This window comes from Loktanella sp. M215, from assembly GCF_021735925.1.
Taxonomy (GTDB): Bacteria; Pseudomonadota; Alphaproteobacteria; order Rhodobacterales; family Rhodobacteraceae; genus Loktanella.
On record NZ_WMEA01000001.1, the window covers coordinates 262,299 to 278,011 of the forward strand.

The 15,713-nt window shown below is 54.9% G+C and carries 14 protein-coding genes, 1 tRNA gene and 1 pseudogene; 14 read left to right on the forward strand and 2 right to left on the reverse strand.

The annotated features are described in order from the left end of the window. Nucleotides 1–46: 46 nt before the first annotated feature. From GLR48_RS01280 to GLR48_RS01320, 9 genes are all read left to right on the forward strand, one after another. Nucleotides 47–295 (forward strand): hypothetical protein, encoded by a 249-nt coding sequence (locus GLR48_RS01280; RefSeq protein WP_237058001.1) that lies wholly within the window; start codon nucleotides 47–49, stop codon nucleotides 293–295. Further along, nucleotides 292–666 carry a type II toxin-antitoxin system death-on-curing family toxin gene (locus GLR48_RS01285; protein ID WP_237058003.1) on the forward strand — a complete coding sequence of 125 codons (375 nt, stop codon included), beginning with the start codon at nucleotides 292–294 and terminating at the stop codon, nucleotides 664–666. Before GLR48_RS01280 ends, GLR48_RS01285 begins: the two co-directional genes overlap by 4 nt. Before the next feature lie 59 nt (nucleotides 667–725). Continuing rightward, nucleotides 726–2,681, forward strand: a complete 1,956-nt coding sequence (locus tag GLR48_RS01290) for a DNA gyrase/topoisomerase IV subunit B (protein WP_237058004.1) — start codon at nucleotides 726–728, stop codon at nucleotides 2,679–2,681. Then, nucleotides 2,678–3,445, forward strand: coding sequence for a hypothetical protein (locus tag GLR48_RS01295; protein WP_237058006.1), 768 nt, complete (start codon nucleotides 2,678–2,680; stop codon nucleotides 3,443–3,445). The genes GLR48_RS01290 and GLR48_RS01295 overlap by 4 nt, the downstream gene beginning before the upstream one ends. 429 nt (nucleotides 3,446–3,874) lie before the next feature. Beyond that, nucleotides 3,875–3,964: transfer RNA gene (locus GLR48_RS01300), tRNA-Ser, on the forward strand. A 182-nt stretch (nucleotides 3,965–4,146) separates the two neighbouring features. Next, nucleotides 4,147–5,286, forward strand: a complete 1,140-nt coding sequence (locus GLR48_RS01305; protein WP_237058008.1) for a tyrosine-type recombinase/integrase — start codon at nucleotides 4,147–4,149, stop codon at nucleotides 5,284–5,286. A gap of 14 nt (nucleotides 5,287–5,300) precedes the next feature. Then, complete coding sequence (locus GLR48_RS01310; RefSeq protein WP_237058010.1) at nucleotides 5,301–5,951, forward strand: hypothetical protein; 651 nt, start codon at nucleotides 5,301–5,303, stop codon at nucleotides 5,949–5,951. Between the two features lie 91 nt (nucleotides 5,952–6,042). Next, on the forward strand, nucleotides 6,043–6,255 hold the full coding sequence (locus GLR48_RS01315) for a MerR family transcriptional regulator (RefSeq protein WP_237058012.1): 213 nt from the start codon (nucleotides 6,043–6,045) through the stop codon (nucleotides 6,253–6,255). Nucleotides 6,256–6,333: 78 nt separating this feature from the next. Beyond that, nucleotides 6,334–7,896 (forward strand): tyrosine-type recombinase/integrase, encoded by a 1,563-nt coding sequence (locus tag GLR48_RS01320; RefSeq protein WP_237058014.1) that lies wholly within the window; start codon nucleotides 6,334–6,336, stop codon nucleotides 7,894–7,896. Between the two features lie 146 nt (nucleotides 7,897–8,042). Here the strand turns inward: GLR48_RS01320 and GLR48_RS26025 are convergent, their stop codons facing one another. Next, a complete protein-coding gene (locus GLR48_RS26025; RefSeq protein WP_442915824.1) occupies nucleotides 8,043–8,261 on the reverse strand; it encodes an ATP-binding protein in 219 nt (72 codons plus the stop codon). A 305-nt stretch (nucleotides 8,262–8,566) separates the two neighbouring features. Continuing rightward, nucleotides 8,567–9,136, reverse strand: coding sequence for a recombinase family protein (locus tag GLR48_RS01330; protein ID WP_237058016.1), 570 nt, complete (start codon nucleotides 9,134–9,136; stop codon nucleotides 8,567–8,569). 236 nt (nucleotides 9,137–9,372) lie between these two features. Here GLR48_RS01330 and GLR48_RS01335 point away from each other — a divergent pair. The 5 genes and pseudogenes from GLR48_RS01335 to GLR48_RS01355 form a co-directional block, all read left to right on the forward strand. Continuing rightward, nucleotides 9,373–10,323, forward strand: a pseudogene (locus GLR48_RS01335) (DEAD/DEAH box helicase family protein); the annotation flags it as partial. 119 nt (nucleotides 10,324–10,442) lie between these two features. After that, nucleotides 10,443–11,975, forward strand: a complete 1,533-nt coding sequence (gene istA / locus GLR48_RS01340; protein WP_237058020.1) for an IS21 family transposase — start codon at nucleotides 10,443–10,445, stop codon at nucleotides 11,973–11,975. Continuing rightward, nucleotides 11,965–12,759, forward strand: a complete 795-nt coding sequence (gene istB, locus GLR48_RS01345) for an IS21-like element helper ATPase IstB (RefSeq protein WP_237058022.1) — start codon at nucleotides 11,965–11,967, stop codon at nucleotides 12,757–12,759. The genes istA and istB overlap by 11 nt, the downstream gene beginning before the upstream one ends. Nucleotides 12,760–13,019: 260 nt before the next feature. Next, the gene (locus GLR48_RS01350) at nucleotides 13,020–13,781 is read left to right on the forward strand and encodes a hypothetical protein (protein WP_237058024.1); all 762 of its coding nucleotides are present in this window, start codon (nucleotides 13,020–13,022) and stop codon (nucleotides 13,779–13,781) included. A 9-nt stretch (nucleotides 13,782–13,790) separates the two neighbouring features. Next, nucleotides 13,791–15,635 carry an ATP-dependent nuclease gene (locus GLR48_RS01355; protein ID WP_237058025.1) on the forward strand — a complete coding sequence of 615 codons (1,845 nt, stop codon included), beginning with the start codon at nucleotides 13,791–13,793 and terminating at the stop codon, nucleotides 15,633–15,635. The last annotated feature ends 78 nt before the right edge of the window (nucleotides 15,636–15,713 follow it).

Sequence of the window (15,713 nt, forward strand, 5' to 3'; positions counted from 1 at the left end):
GTGTATCGGAGTATATATTTCGATACACATCCACAGAGGTTGCGCCATGACACGCCTGCACACCAACCACATCTGCACCATGACCGAACTGCGCGAACCGCATAAAGTGCTGGAACGGTCCGGCGGCAAGCCCGTGGCCGTGATGAAGAACAGCAAGTGCGTGGCCTACCTCGTGCCCGAGGAAGCAACGCTTCAGGACGAACCGCGCTATGCGACGGAAGCGGAGATTTTGGCCTCGCTCGCCAAGCGCCGCAAGGTCAACAAGCCGGTGCTGGATTATCTGAAAGACAAATGACCTTTCAGCTTCTGACCGTCGCACTGGTCGACGTCATCCACGATTCCGTTCTGAACCCCGGCGAACTGCAGGGGCGCGCAAAGGACAAGTCCCTCGACGGGGCTTTGTCGCGTGTGGAAAATCGGCTGGCTTATGGCATGATCGTTGATGTCTTCGACCTTGCCGCGGCCTATGCGACGGCCGTGGCGCAGGGGCATTGCTTCAATGACGGCAATAAACGGACAGCCCATCAGGTGATGGACGTCTGCCTCGACCTCAATGGAATCGAGATCGACTGGCAGCCCACGGACATCGGCGACCAGATCATTCGTCTGGCCCAAGGGCACCTGACCGAGGATGATTTCGCCACGTGGTTGCGTCAGCAGGTCTGAACCGATTGCCCCGGCCCGCCGGCCCTGCCACAATGGCGCAAACCAGTGAAGAGCAGCATATGTCCGATCTCCTTTCCGGGGGCGCCCCCGATTCATACAGCGCGTCGTCCATTCAGGTGCTGGAGGACATGGAACACGTCCGCCTGCGCCCCGGCATGTACATCGGCGGCAAGGACGACCGCGCCCTGCACCACATGGTGGCCGAGATCATCGACAACTCCATGGACGAGGCCGTTGCGGGCCACGCCACATGGATCGAGGTCAGCCTCCACGCCAACGGCCATGTCACCGTCGTCGACAACGGGCGCGGCATTCCCATCGGGCCGCACCCAAAGGACCCGACCAAATCCGCGCTGGAGATCGTGTTCTGCACCCTGAACGCGGGCGGCAAGTTTTCCGGCGACAGCTATGCCACCTCCGGCGGCCTGCACGGCGTCGGCTCCTCGGTCGTCAACGCCCTGTCCGATCATTTGCGGGTGGAGGTCGCGCAGAACAAGGAGCTCTTCGCGATGGAGTTTTCGCGCGGCGTCCCGCAGGGCAAGCTGGAAAAGATCGGCGCCGCCCCCAACCGGCGCGGCACCTCCGTCACCTTCCACCCGGACGAACAGATCTTCGGCGGGCTGCAACTGAAACCCGGCCGCCTGTTCAAGATGGCGCGGTCCAAGGCTTATCTGTTCAGCGGTGTCGAAATCCGCTGGAAGACGGAAATCGACGACGGCGAAACGCCCACCACCGCCACCTTCAAATTCCCCGGCGGCCTGTCGGATTACCTGAATGAAACGCTGGGCGGATCGACCACCTATGCGGACGCACCCTTTGCCGGGACCGTCAGCTTTGTCGAAAAGTTCGGCGTGCCGGGCAAGGTCGAATGGGCGATCAACTGGACCCCCGCCCGCGACGGCTTCATCCAGTCCTACTGCAACACGGTCCCCACCCCCGAAGGCGGCACGCACGAGGCCGGGTTCTGGTCCGCAATCCTGAAAGGGATCAAGGCCTACGGCGACCTGACCAACAACCGCAAGGCGGGCAACATCACGCGCGAGGATCTGACCGCGGGCGGCTGTGCGCTGGTCAGCTGCTTCATCCGCGAACCGGAATTCGTGGGCCAGACCAAGGATCGTCTGGCGACCGTCGACGCACAGCGCATGGTGGACGCCGCCGTGCGCGACCACTTCGACAACTGGCTGGCGGCGGACACGAAATCCGCCGGTGCGATCCTTGATTTCCTTGTCCTGCGGGCCGAAGAGCGTCTGCGCCGCAAGCAGGAAAAGGAAACCGCCCGCAAGACCGCGACCAAGAAACTGCGCCTGCCCGGCAAGCTGACCGACTGCACCAACAAGACCCGCGAGGGCACGGAACTCTTCATCGTCGAGGGCGATTCCGCCGGCGGCTCCGGCAAGGGCGCCCGCGACCGCAAGACGCAGGCGCTGCTGCCGCTCAAGGGCAAGATCCTGAACGTGCTGGGTGCTGCCTCCGGCAAGCTGACCACCAATCAGGAGATCTCGGACCTGTGCGAGGCACTGGGCGTCGGCATGGGCACACGCTTCAACCTCGACGATCTGCGCTATGACAAGATCATCATCATGACCGACGCCGACGTCGACGGCGCGCATATCGCGTCCCTGCTGATGACCTTCTTCTTCACCCAGATGCGGCCCCTGATCGACGCGGGCCACCTCTACCTCGCCTGCCCGCCCCTGTATCGCCTGACCCAAGGGGCCAAGCGCGTCTATGTCTCTGACGACGCCGAAAAGGACCGGGTGCTGGAAAAAGGCCTTGGCGGCAAGGGCAAGATCGACCTGCAACGCTTCAAGGGTCTCGGAGAGATGGACGCCGCCGACCTCAAATCCACCACCATGGACCCCGCCACCCGCAAACTGATCCGCGTCACCGTCGCCGACGAGGAACCCGGAGAGACCGGCGACCTGGTCGAGCGCCTGATGGGCAAGAAGCCGGAATTGCGGTTTGCCTATATTCAGGAGAATGCGCGGTTTGTGGAGGAGTTGGATGTTTGATTAATCTAAGAAAAATTGATCCAAACGCGACAGGGCAGACATCAAAATTAGCTAAACGCTTGATTGCAAGCCACCAAGCTTATGATCAATTATTGCGAAGTGAACATTTGATTCGTTTACTAGAAGAAAGGAGTGATGTCAAAGATTTTTTAAAACCTACAACCGACAGCATATTAATCGCATACGCCAGCATATTCAATTCTAACGACCGATCAAATCATGGAACTGGCCTTCACACCGCACAAGAAATTTTTGGCCCGAAGGGCACAGAAAAGCGTAGTTACCATGAATATTTGATGACGTGGCGTTCCAAACAAATTGCACACATCACCAATCACAGCGTCAACTTTACAGTTTTATACAATGAGTTTAGCGAGTTTGTTGAGTTTCGAGGCGAGGTAGAGCGAGACCATTTTTGTAATTCCTGCCAACCCTCACGTCCAAATTGGAAAATATTTAAATCTCACATAACCGAAACAAAAATATGGTTTCTTGATGAAATCAAACGGATGAATGATGAGATAGGAAGAATATTGAGAAATACGCCATCAAAAATTTTAGATAGATTTGAACTGCACCAACGAAGAAAGGTAATACAAGATATTACAATTTCCTATAGCATGGCCCTTATCGACCACGAAGCAGGTCGCATCACCGACAAAGACCTTAAAAACTGTCGCGTTGATTGCACCGGAAAGTTGTTAAAGGCAGCAATTGAAGAACCCTATTTATACATTGAAGATCACTTTCCGAAATTTCGATAAAACGAGCCCTCGTAGAATATCAAACAAAGATTGAGCACTTTGGTTTCAACTGTCTGCGGAAACACTTTTCGTCACCCCTGCACCCCCGCCAGATACGCCAGCAAATCCACCATCGGCACGCTGGTCATGATCGGCTGGCCGGACCCGGCCTTCACCGCCACATAACTGCCCGCGAAGACGTCACCTTAGACCGGCACAAAGCCGGAGCGGTGCGTCACCATGCGCCCCCGCAGAGTGTCCCAAAGACGCCTCAGGGCTGCCGTGTTTTCAAGATGCGCACGCGGGGCCACGACCAGACCTCGCCCATGACCCTCGCACCCCTCGCACTTTCATGGCCATTTCAAGCACTTGGGTCCTCCACCGACATTCTGCCCGCCCTTGCGCATTCCGCCTTGTCTATCGGGCGTTTGCGCGGTTATACCCGTCGGCGGAGACGTGGCCGAGTGGTCGAAGGCACGCCCCTGCTAAGGGCGCATACCGGAAACGGTATCGAGGGTTCGAATCCCTTCGTCTCCGCCAGACCACCTTTATGATCGTCTTAGTTGGGTCGCCTTGGGCGGCCCTTTTTGCTTTGCTTACTGATGCTTGTGGGGTTTGAAGGTCGTTCTGGATTTCTTTCGATTGTGCTGATATTCGTTCCTTGCGTGGTATGAATGGTGGTATGAATTGTGGCGCTGTCCGGTAAGCTTACAAGGAAACTGGTGGAAAACCTCGGCGCTGGGCGGCACGGGGACGGCAACGGACTTTATCTGGTCGTCGATCCATCCGGTGCCCGCCGATGGATCGTCCGTGTCACGGTAAAGGGCCAGAAAAATAAGATGGGTGCGCCGCTGCGAACAGACTTTGGTTTGGGAGGTGCGGACCTCGTTACTCTGAATCAGGCCCGCGACCGGGCGCTAGAATATCGCCGCATGGCGCAGCAAGGGCTGAATCCTCGCTTTAACGCGAAACGCGAGATCCCAACTTTTGAGGACGTCGCGCAGCAGGTTCATCTGGCGCGCATGCCGACGTGGAAAAACGCAAAACATGGGCAGCAATGGATCAATACGTTGCGTGACTACGCCTTTCCTAAGATTGGCCGCATGCCGATCGACAGCATCAACCAGCCAGAAGTGTTGATGTGCCTGTCGCCCATCTGGACTGAAAAACATGAAACGGCGAAACAGCTCGCACAACGGATCAAAACAGTTTTGGATGTCGCGCGGTCGAAAGGTTTCCGGTCTGGCGAAAATCCTGTGACAGCCATCAAGGATGCTCAGGTTTTGCCGAAGGTCAAAGCCAAGCCGAAGCATCACAAGGCGATGCGCTGGCAGGAACTTCCCACTTTCTATGCGGACCTGAAATCACGCGATGCGATGTCTGCAAATGCATTGAGGTTTACGTGTCTGACCGGTTCGCGGACGAACGAGGTCCTTGGGATGCGTTGGGATGAAATCGACTTCGATCAGCAGCTATGGTCTTGCCCTGAGGACCGGATGAAAACCGGGGAAGAGCATCGCGTTCCGCTGACAAGTGAAATGCTATCGATCCTTGAGCCATTAAGGGTGTTGCAGTCAGAGTATGTCTTTGAGGGTCAAAAACGTCATCGGCCACTGTCGAACATGTCAATGCTTATGCTCCTGCGACGGATGGATGCCGAAGGCATTACCGTGCATGGCTTTAGGTCGACGTTCCGCGACTGGGCAGCCGAAGTCGCCAGCGCTCCGCGTGAGATTGCAGAGATGAGTCTTTCTCACCGTGTTGGAACGAATGTCGAGCGCGCATACGCGCGATCCGACCTCTTGGACAAACGGCGCATGTTGATGAATGAATGGTCAAACTTTTTAGTTGGTGGCGTCTAGCGCGGAGGTTGGAAATGATCGAAGTCACGATTTATGAGCCGGAATTGCTGTGCGTGGAAATGCTTAGAGTGGCGTTGTCAGAAGAGACACTTGAGGAACGTCTTCGTGCCATCGAAAACGTGAAATACGATGTGAGAGCGAGCGCAATAGAATCTCTTTTTAGCGGTGACAGGCACATCAATCTGAACGATCCGCGATATTCTGCTAGTTTACTTCAAGTCGCAAAAACATCGAGCCGTAGCCACGATGCAGGCTTTGAGGCAGCGCAAACGATTCAGAGGTACGAGAAGAAAAACGAGCGAAAGCTGAACGTGGCTGAGCAAGTCGGAAAGCTGGTGGTCCTCTCTATCTTGGATAACAAATTTGCGGGTCTTCATACTGAGGCCGGCATCCTGCAGCAGGTTGAGATAGATGCTAGGCAGCACAACATCAGCGGTGCGAAGGACAAAGACGTTTTGCGGAAAATCTGGAGCACCTACCGTGGTGTTGTCCATTTAGGCATGGCGCTGGATTTCTGTGAAGATAATCCGCAAGACGAAATTAACGTGCTTTATATGGCAGAGGAATTTCGCCGCGTCTTGAGTGAAAACGGCCCCAAGGGGACCACCAAACCCTACGTGAACCCAGACGATCAAATTAAGTTTTCATATATTTCAATGACATGACCTCCCCGATTTGTAAATCGGGGAGCTGAATCCAATCAATTAGCTTGGCATCCATCCGTCGTAATTGAGCGCGACGAAAGGAGATCCAACCATGTCAGGATTGTTTGAGAACGATCGAAACTACTTGTTAGCAGATGCTGAGCTTGAAATCATTGCTGATCGGGACAAGCTAGCGCAGTGGCGGCACAAGGGTTTTGGACCTGCGTATTACAAACTTGGCCGCAAGATCATCTATCGCGGGTGCGATCTGAATGCCTGGGCGGAAGCCCGCAAGATTGACCCCGGCAAGATGAGCGCTCCGTGATGCGGATCATGTTGAGCGCTAGCTTTGTACACGGGCTACATGCGGGCAGCACGAACCCGACCTGCGTGGTGGCCTAGCATGAGCCGGTCCTACAAAGGAGTTCGCCTCAAAAAGAACCGTGTTTACACCGTAGAGGACCTGCGGGGCACCTACAAAGTGGACCCAAATACGATCTCAAACTGGGTCAAGGCAGGACTTCAGCCTTCGGATAGTAAAAAACCTTACGTGTTCCGCGGCGCTGTCGTTACGGCCTTCCATGAAGAGAGACGGATGCGAAAATCGACCCAACTGCGGCCCGGTGAGTTCAAGTGCGGATCTTGTAACGCGGCCGTGTTCCCAGATGCTGCAACCGTCGAAAGTATGATTGTCGGTAAAGGTACGCACATGTTCTCGGGTCGTTGTTCGGACTGCGACGTGTCGGTCATGAAGATCTCTTCCCAAGCTGATCGAGACTATTTTGCGGGTCTTACCAATCCAAATACGCCCGTGGACTCGCGACACGAAGAAAAGGGGGCAGTCCCCGGTGGTATTGGGAGCAAGTCGGAAATTGATCTCTCGCGGCTTTCGCTGATCAACGACCGGATCATCTACAGATGGCAAACCTATGCTGGTCGACACTCCGAGAAGACGATCGATCGTCACCTTGCCGCTATCCGTCTTGGTGAAGAGCTCATGGGGGGAAAGGCATTCGATCAGTTAACGACGAGAGATATCGCAAAGGTTCGTGACTATCTGAAGCAGTGTCTGGTGGCACGGGATGACACCGCAAAATCACAATCTACGGTATCACACACCGCCTCTCATCTGGCAGACTTCTTGATCTGGCTTCTGAAGCAGGATGGGCATAAGCGATTGCAGCGAGATTTGCCTGACTATCTGAAGTTGCCAAAAGCCGCGTATGCAGCGGCTCTGCCTCGACCTAGCAAAGCCTATCCGGACTTGGATGAAGCGGAGGCTCTTCTGTCTGCCATGCCGTCGAAATCGATCATGCACCGAAGGGCCCGCGCGATCTTTGCAATTGCCTTCCTGGGAGGACTGCGGGCAGAGACGATTGTATCGTTAAGGCTTTGCCACTTTGATGCGGAACGGAAGGTCATTGTTCAGGATGCCACGGTCGTGCGCGCTAAAAACGGTAAGAGCAATATCGTAAATTGGTTTCCGATCGCTGACGGCTTCAAAGAAGAGGTGCAGCGCTGGGTGGCCTCACTACGAGCGCTGGGCTGCCATGATGGGGATGCCCTGTTTCCAAGCGAAATGTGGCTCGGCTCACCAAGGTCTATCAGCGCAACTGGTCGTGTACTGATTGAGCCAATGGCAACACCGCATGCAGTCGCTGAGGCATTTAGAATTGCCTGCCGTGCAGTCGAACAGAAATATTCGCCTCACAGTGCGAAACATACTCTTGCTTTTGAGCGTGATCGCCGACCGCTGACGAGCATACAGCGCAAAGCTTGGAGCGACGCATTGGGGCATGAGAATGAAGCAACCACCGAAAGACACTACGGGAAGTTGTCAGATGAAAGGCGTTACGAACTATTCGAGGAAATGGGGGAGGCTAAAATAAGTAAACGGAAACAGTTAACTGATGAGGATAAAATCGCACTATTCGATGGCCTCTTGAATTTTATAAACGAAAATTAAAGGCCTTAAAGAACAGAGTTTACCCGCAGTTCCTAAGGCGCCCCCCATCGGGTAGTCCAGTTTAATTGTTACGCACGGTTGGCTTTTGGTCTATCGGGATGATGCTTTTTGGCGCTGGTGGGCGGTAAATCAAAGCGCTGTGCGGCCTAACTATAGTGAAGTGGCGACTTCATCGTTAGATCAAATCTGGGGCCTGTCGCGACAAGCGTTTTGCCGGTGCCGGGTCCGCCGATCAGAACTACGTTCTGTGAGCCGTCCATGAAATCGCGCTTATGAAGTTGGCGCACCGTCGCCACGTTGATCTCACTGGCCGCAAAGTCGAAGCCGGACAGATCATTACAAGCCGGGAAGCGGGCAGCCTTCATGTGATCGGCGATGCACCGGACCCCCTGCTCGGCCACTTCGGCCTTCAGTAACTGGGCGGGGATTGGCACCACGGGGTCGAAAGCTGGAGAGCGCTCGCCATTGTCATTCGGACCAATGGCGTTCCATGAGGTCGGTGGCGGCTTGAGCCATCCCTTGCATCTTTAGACTGCGGAGCATGACGATGGCACCGCTGGCAGGACCATGACGCATGGCGGCAACCTGCGGTCCGGGCCCGCAGGCCATCACGGCGTTCGACATCGGCCTTTGGCTCAATGCGCAAAGCGGGTGGCTGTGGTGCTTATCCTCAAGATCCAAGTGCGACACCAGCAGCCTGTGCACTGAGTGATTTGTAGACAGTGGCTCGGCCAATCCCTAATTCTTTCGCGATGGCAGTCGCCCCCATGCCTGCAAGGTTAAGCTCTTTGACCCTTGCATCATCTACGGTCTTGGGTCGTCCCTTATAGAGACCTTTTGCCTTAGCCTTCGCAATCCCCTCTGCTTGACGCTTGCGGATGATGTTTCTCTCAAATTCAGCAAAGGCCCCCATCATCTGTAGCTGCAACTTTGCGAATGCATCGTCTGAACTTGCAGAGAATGTCAGGCTTTCAGACTTGAAGGTAATCGTCACACCCTTATCGTTTAGACTTTGGATGATAGTTTGTAGGTCTCTTAGATCACGAGCTAGGCGGTCAATTGAATGTACCAAAACTGAGTCACCCTCTCTGACCCAATCCATCAAGGCGTTGAGCGCTGGGCGATCCTTGACATTCTTGCCTGACAATTTTTCCTCGAACAATTTATCCAATGTTCCAAGGTCTTGCCGATCTAAGTTTTGGTCTTCTGTGCTAACGCGACGATACCCAACAACTGACACTTACTTCTCCTATGGCTCTAGACCTTTTTAGAATACCGTCTATAAAACCAAAAACAAGTCTAAAGAGACACATCCGGGATGGTTTGATAGTGTCTGTTTTGGGTAGACCTTTTCGGACGTCTTGTATTCGCTATTGAAGCAAAACTCCTTGCATCCTCCCTGTCGCGGCTAGACGATCCATGTATAGCCATTGGGGCTCTAAAAGTAGCAAATTTGATCTGGAGAATGATTGCTCGATGTCATTGTCGCTCGAAGAAAAGAAAAAGCTCAGTGAGTCTGACGTGTGTGATCTTTACATTTCTCCTGCGTTGAGGAGCGCAGGCTGGGATCAGTTTACCCAGATTAGGCGAGAAGTGACATTAACACCTGGGCCAATCATCGTCCGCGGTAACATGTCTTCCCGCAACAAGAAGAAAAAGAAATTTGCTGATTATGTCCTATCTTGGGAGCCGTCTCTTCCCGTGGCTGTATTGGAGGCCAAAGACAACAACCATTCTATAGGACACGGGATGCAGCAGGCGCTCGGCTACGCCGAAATCATGCAGATTCCAACGGCTTTTAGTTCAAATGGAGATGGTTTCGAACAACACAACAAGCACCCAGGCTCCGGCGAAGACATTGAGACATCGCTTTCTTTGACGGCGTTTCCAGACCCCCAAACCCTCTGGGCACGTTATAAATCGTTTCGCGGCATTGAAGATAGTGAGCAAACCTTGCTCATGGAGCCTTACCATGATGACGGGTCGGGCAAAGAGCCGAGGTATTATCAGGCCGAGGCGATCAACCGTACCATTGAAGCAGTCGCCAAGGGCAAGAATAGAGTGCTGTTGGTAATGGCGACCGGAACCGGCAAAACCTACACGACCTTTCAGATCATTTGGCGGCTTTGGAAGGCTGGTGCAGCAAAGCGCATTTTGTTTTTGGCTGATCGTAACATTCTTATTGATCAGACTCTTGTGAATGACTTTAAGCCCTTTGGTTCAGTAATGACCAAAATTGGAAGTCGGCAAATTGATCCGTCTTACGAAATACACTTGGGTCTATACCAGTCACTCACGGGCCGTGAGAAAAGAGACAAGACGTTCAAGACCGTTTCTCCAGACTTCTTTGATTTGATCGTCGTAGATGAGTGTCATCGCGGAAGCGCATCTGAAAACTCGGAGTGGCGTGAGATTCTAGAGTATTTCAAAGGTTGTTGATTTCCACCCAGAAGTGACCCGGGTAGCGGCATAATTTCCATTGAGAATTGACCCATGTGACCCTTCCCCCAGCGGCATGCGCAACGGGGGACATTGGAGTGATACACATGGGACTTTTGAATATCATCCGACGTATGGCTTTGCGTGAGAAGTTGCCCCTGCGCGAGATTGCGCGGCGGACCGGGATGTCACGTAATACGATCAAGAAGTATCTGAATGCAGGCACGATCGAGCCGCAGTTCGCGACGCCGGAGCGGCAGAGCAAGCTCGATCCGTTCGCTGAGAAGTTGGCCGGCTGGCTGAAGACGGAGGCCGGCAAGTCGCGCAAGCAGCGGCGGACGTTGAAGCAGATGCACGCGGATCTGGTGGTTTTGGGATTCGATGGGTCCTACGGCCGGGTCGCGGCGTTTGCGCGTGACTGGCGGGCCGATCGGCAGCGAGATCAGCAGACGACAGGGCGCGGCACCTTTGTTCCCCTGTTGTTTCGGCCGGGCGAGGCATTCCAGTTCGATTGGAGCGAGGATTTTGCAGTTCTCGGTGGCGAGCGCACCAAGCTCCAGGTTGCCCACATCAAGCTGTCGCATAGCCGGGCCTTTCTGGTCCGGGCATATCTGCTGCAAACGCACGAGATGCTATTCGATGCTCACTGGCACGGATTCCGGGTCTTCGGCGGAGTCCCGGAGCGCGGCATCTACGACAACATGAAGACGGCGGTTGACCGCGTCGGCCGCGGGAAGGACCGGCAGGTCAACATGCGGTTCCTTGCGATGGCAAACCACTACGTATTTGAGCCAGCGTTCTGCAATCCGGCCGCAGGCTGGGAGAAGGGACAGGTCGAGAAGAACGTGCAGGATTCCCGACACCGACTGTGGCAACCCATGCCGGACTTCTTTGATCTGGCGGCCCTGAACGATTGGCTGGAACAGCAGTGTGTGGCATTATGGGGCGAGATCCCGCACGCATCATTACCGGGGAGCGTTGCTGACGTCTGGGCCACAGAACAAGCTGCGCTGATGCCATTGCCACCCGCCTTCGATGGCTTTGTCGAACTGAGCAAGCGGGTGTCGCCGACCTGCCTGATCAGCTTTGAGCGCAATCGCTACAGCGTCCCGGCATCATTTGCCAATCGCCCGGTGAGCTTGCGGGTCTATCCCGAACGTCTGGTGGTCGCCGCCGAGGGTCAGATCCTGTGCGAGCATGTGCGGGTGATCCAGCGCAGCCACCAACTCCCACCACGCACGATCTACGATTGGCGGCATTACCTGGCCGTCCTTCACCGCAAGCCCGGTGCATTGCGGAACGGTGCGCCCTTTGCGGAATTCCCTCCGGCCTTCAAGCAGCTGCAAGACCTCATGCTGCGCAAGCCAGGCGGTGATCGCGAGATCGTCGATATCCTGGCGTTGGTCCTCCATCACGATGAACAGGCTGTGTTGGTCGCCGTGGAAATGGCCTTGGCTGAGGGCGTCGCAACCAAGACCCATGTGCTGAACCTTCTGCACCGTCTGATCGACGGAAAGACGATTGGTGGGCCGGACATCGACACGCCACAGGCCCTTGCTCTGCGCCGCGAGCCAAAGGCCAATGTCGAACGCTATGACGGCCTGCGGGCCCGGACCGCCGGAGGCCGCCATGCGTCATGATCCTGCCAGCGGTGCCATCATCATCATGCTCCGCAGTCTGAAGATGCACGGGATGGCGCAAGCCGTGACAGACCTCATGGAACAAGGCGCACCCGCCTTTGATGCCGCGGTGCCGATGCTCGCCCAGTTGTTGAAGGCTGAGGTCGCAGAACGTGAGGTCCGGTCCATTGCCTACCACATGAAGGCCGCTCGCTTCCCCGCTTATAAGGACCTGTCCGGCTTCGACTTTGCGGCCAGTGAGATCAACGAGGCCACGGTGCGCCAACTTCATCGCGGCGACTTCATGGACGGTGCCCAGAACGTCGTGCTGATCGGGGGCCCCGGCACCGGCAAAACGCATGTCGCGACAGCCCTCGGCGTGCAGGCTGTCGAGCATCACCGCCGCAAGGTTCGCTTCTTCTCGACCATCGAGCTCGTCAACACGCTCGAACAGGAGAAGGCCAAAGGTAAAGCCGGACAGCTTGCCGAAAGCCTCGTCCGACTGGATCTCGTGATCCTGGACGAACTTGGCTACCTGCCGTTCAGTGCATCAGGCGGCGCGCTGCTCTTCCATCTGCTGAGCAAACTCTACGAGCGCACCAGTGTCGTCATCACCACGAACCTGAGCTTCAGCGAATGGGCGACCGTCTTTGGGGACCCCAAGATGACAACGGCGCTCCTCGATCGCCTGACCCATCGCTGCCACATCATAGAGACCGGCAACGACAGCTTCCGCTTCAAGGCCAGCGCCGCCGTCGCGGCCCGGAAAAAAAGGGAGGACAACGATGTCTTGACCCAAGCCTGACCACTGAAACATAACATCAAGGTGGGTCAGTTCTCGATGGAAAACCCGGGTCACTTCTGGGTGGAAATCAACACTATTTGAGCTTTGCGACCGTCTTGCCCAGCGGATCGATGACAGCAACACGATAAACTTTGCCTTGGCTGACACACTTACCTCCAAAATTCATTGAGAAAACATGCATTTAAAATCTGTCCGGTGCTGCGAGCACAAAAGCCTTAGCCAAGTTACCTCAACCTCTCTGCTTTGCGAGAGTGTTTCCCATGCCCTGGCCTGATTTCACAGAGTTAACCTTCGGCTTCGCTTTCCTGCGCGAGCTGGAACAAAATTACGTGCTTGGCGGTAGGTTCCCCAAGGCCCCTGACTTCATCAGCCAGGGTGCCGAGGCAACGAAAGGCTATGATGTCGAGGTCACCCTCGATGGATCAACGCCGGTCTTTATCCAGCTGAAGCGCTCCTACGTTCTGGTGCGCAACAATGCACGCGAGATACAGGACGGCCTCTACGCGGACCCGAAAGTCTATCGCATGAACCTGCACAAGAATGGCAAGTACCGCCAGCACAAGGCGCTGCAAGGGCTCGAAGCGCTTGGCAATGCTGTGTTCTACGTGACCAGCCAGGTTCACACGCCCAAGGAATTCTCGGACGCCTATAGCGCCGGGACGGTTGTGTCGCAGGCTTCAGCGATGTTCGCCCCAAATGAGATCGTTCTGCCGGATGACACGAAGGATCATCATGTCAGCTTCAAGCCGAACGATGGCTTCGGTTACGTGTATTCCAGAGAACCGCATCAGTTTGAACGAAAGTTTCGGAGCTTTGATAGCTGGCTTCCGACTGTTGGCGAGCGCGCGCGAAGTGCGACAGAGAACCGGCATCTGCTTGAAAAGACAGTTGAGTACTTAAAAAAGAAGCGTGCCCCCCGCGATCCTGTCCGCCAAATGATCCGTGACCAACCGCTCGAAGCCCAAGCCTCGATCCTCGCCTATTTCATCGTCGACGCCCAACTGACTTTCGTGAAGACATAAGGGAAAACTATGCGCCTAAAATCTGTCTGGATCAGCGAGTATAAGAACCTTCGCGACTTCACGCTTACCTTCGATGGCGAAAGCTTCCTCGACATCTTCGTCGGGAAGAACGGGACGGGGAAGTCCAACTTCTTCGAGGCGTTGGTGGAGGTCTTCAACTTCGTCTTCGCCTCGACCAAGCGGCGCAGCGAGATCGGTTTTGATTTTGACATTACCTACGAGATCGATGGCGAAGATGTGCGCGTTCGCCGTGAAGACGGCCAGATGCAAGTCAATGGTACGAACCGTTCGAAGATTGTCGACGCGCTGACCCCCGACAACGTAATCATCTACTATTCGGGCCACAGCGACACGATCACGTCCACAGTTGATAAATACGCCCGGGCCTACGCCCGCCGCAATCGCAAGTGGACCGGGGAGGAGGCGCGAGAATTCATCAGCATCGGCGCAGGGTACAAGGAAATGCTTCTTTCGATCCTGTTGATGCAGCCTGACGATTGCGCGGCCCGCCGCTACATCTGCGAGAAGCTAGGGATCGAAGTCACGTCTGAAACCGTCACGCTTCGGCTTTCGCCGCCCAGGTTTAAGCACAGCGACGTCGAAGTCGGCGATGTGGCTTCGTTCCTATGGGGGGCGAAGGGCCAATCACTCGTATTAGTTGAAAGGCTGCTCAACTGTGTTAGGGGCGAGTTCACGCGAGACTCGATTTACGATCGTGGGCAAGATCGGTATACTATCGGCATAAACCTCGCGCTTTTCCGTGAAGAGTTTGAAGATGCATCATCGTCTGATCTTTTCCGCCAATTTGACAACCTGAAAACACTCGGCATGTTCGAGGGCTTGTCCATTCCGATCGGCTTAGGCGACGGAAGGCCGATCCTTGTCGGCGATTTCAGCGACGGTCAGTTCCAATCCATCTACATCTTCGCGATCACCGAATTCTTCAAAGATCGCAACTGCATCACGCTCCTCGATGAACCAGACTCCTTTCTGCACCCGGAGTGGCAGTTTAGCTTTCTCAAGCAGGTGGAAGACATTGCCGCCACCGAGGCAGCCCGGACCAATCACGTTCTGCTTAGCAGTCACAGCGCTTCGACGATCGTCGAGGCCAATGAGCCGCAGATACGGCTTTTTGAAATTGCGGATGGCAACGTCTCGGCGGTGCAACGTGATAAGGCGGCTATAGTTCAGTCACTCTCGGCAGGGCTAATTACGTTTAGTGAGCGTGAGGCGCGCCTCAACATCTATCACAATCTCAAGAACACCAATGGGCCAGTACTCATGGTTGAGGGAGTTACGGAAGAAATCATCTTCGAAACGGCTTGGCGCAAGTTGTATGGAGTGGATGCGAACCGGCCCTTCGAGATTTTAAGTGCATTTGGCTGCACAACACTTGGCCGCTTGATGCGAAGCGACGAGTTTTACCAGAACAATCAGGGGCGCATTATTTTTGCGTTGTATGACTGGGATGAAGCTTACAACGAATGGAACATGAACCACAGTCAATTTATTCAAGACAATGTTTCGCGTTGTTTGACAAAGAAGCGGAATGGAGTGGACGGCTACAACCTGATGTTGCCGGTTTCCGAGCAGCATAGCTGCTATGGACAAGTTGTGAACACAGCCACCGGTGAGCATTATAAGAGCAAGTCAAGTTTTCCTATCGAGCTGCTTTTTCGTGACGCTCCTGGAGTAGGCGCGCATTTTGAAATCGATCCGACGCGCCCCGGCAATTGCCAGCGCTTCAAGGGCCACAAGGCAACCTTTGCGAAGGACGTAGTTACCGCCTTGCAGCCTGACGCATTCGAACCAACGCGACCCGTCTTTGATTTCATACTTGAGAAAATCGGCTAGAGTTGACCGAAATCTCGTCGGGTCGAAATTTAGCCTTCAGGGGGTGAAAAGTGTAAATTGAATCCAGCCCCGCTCAGC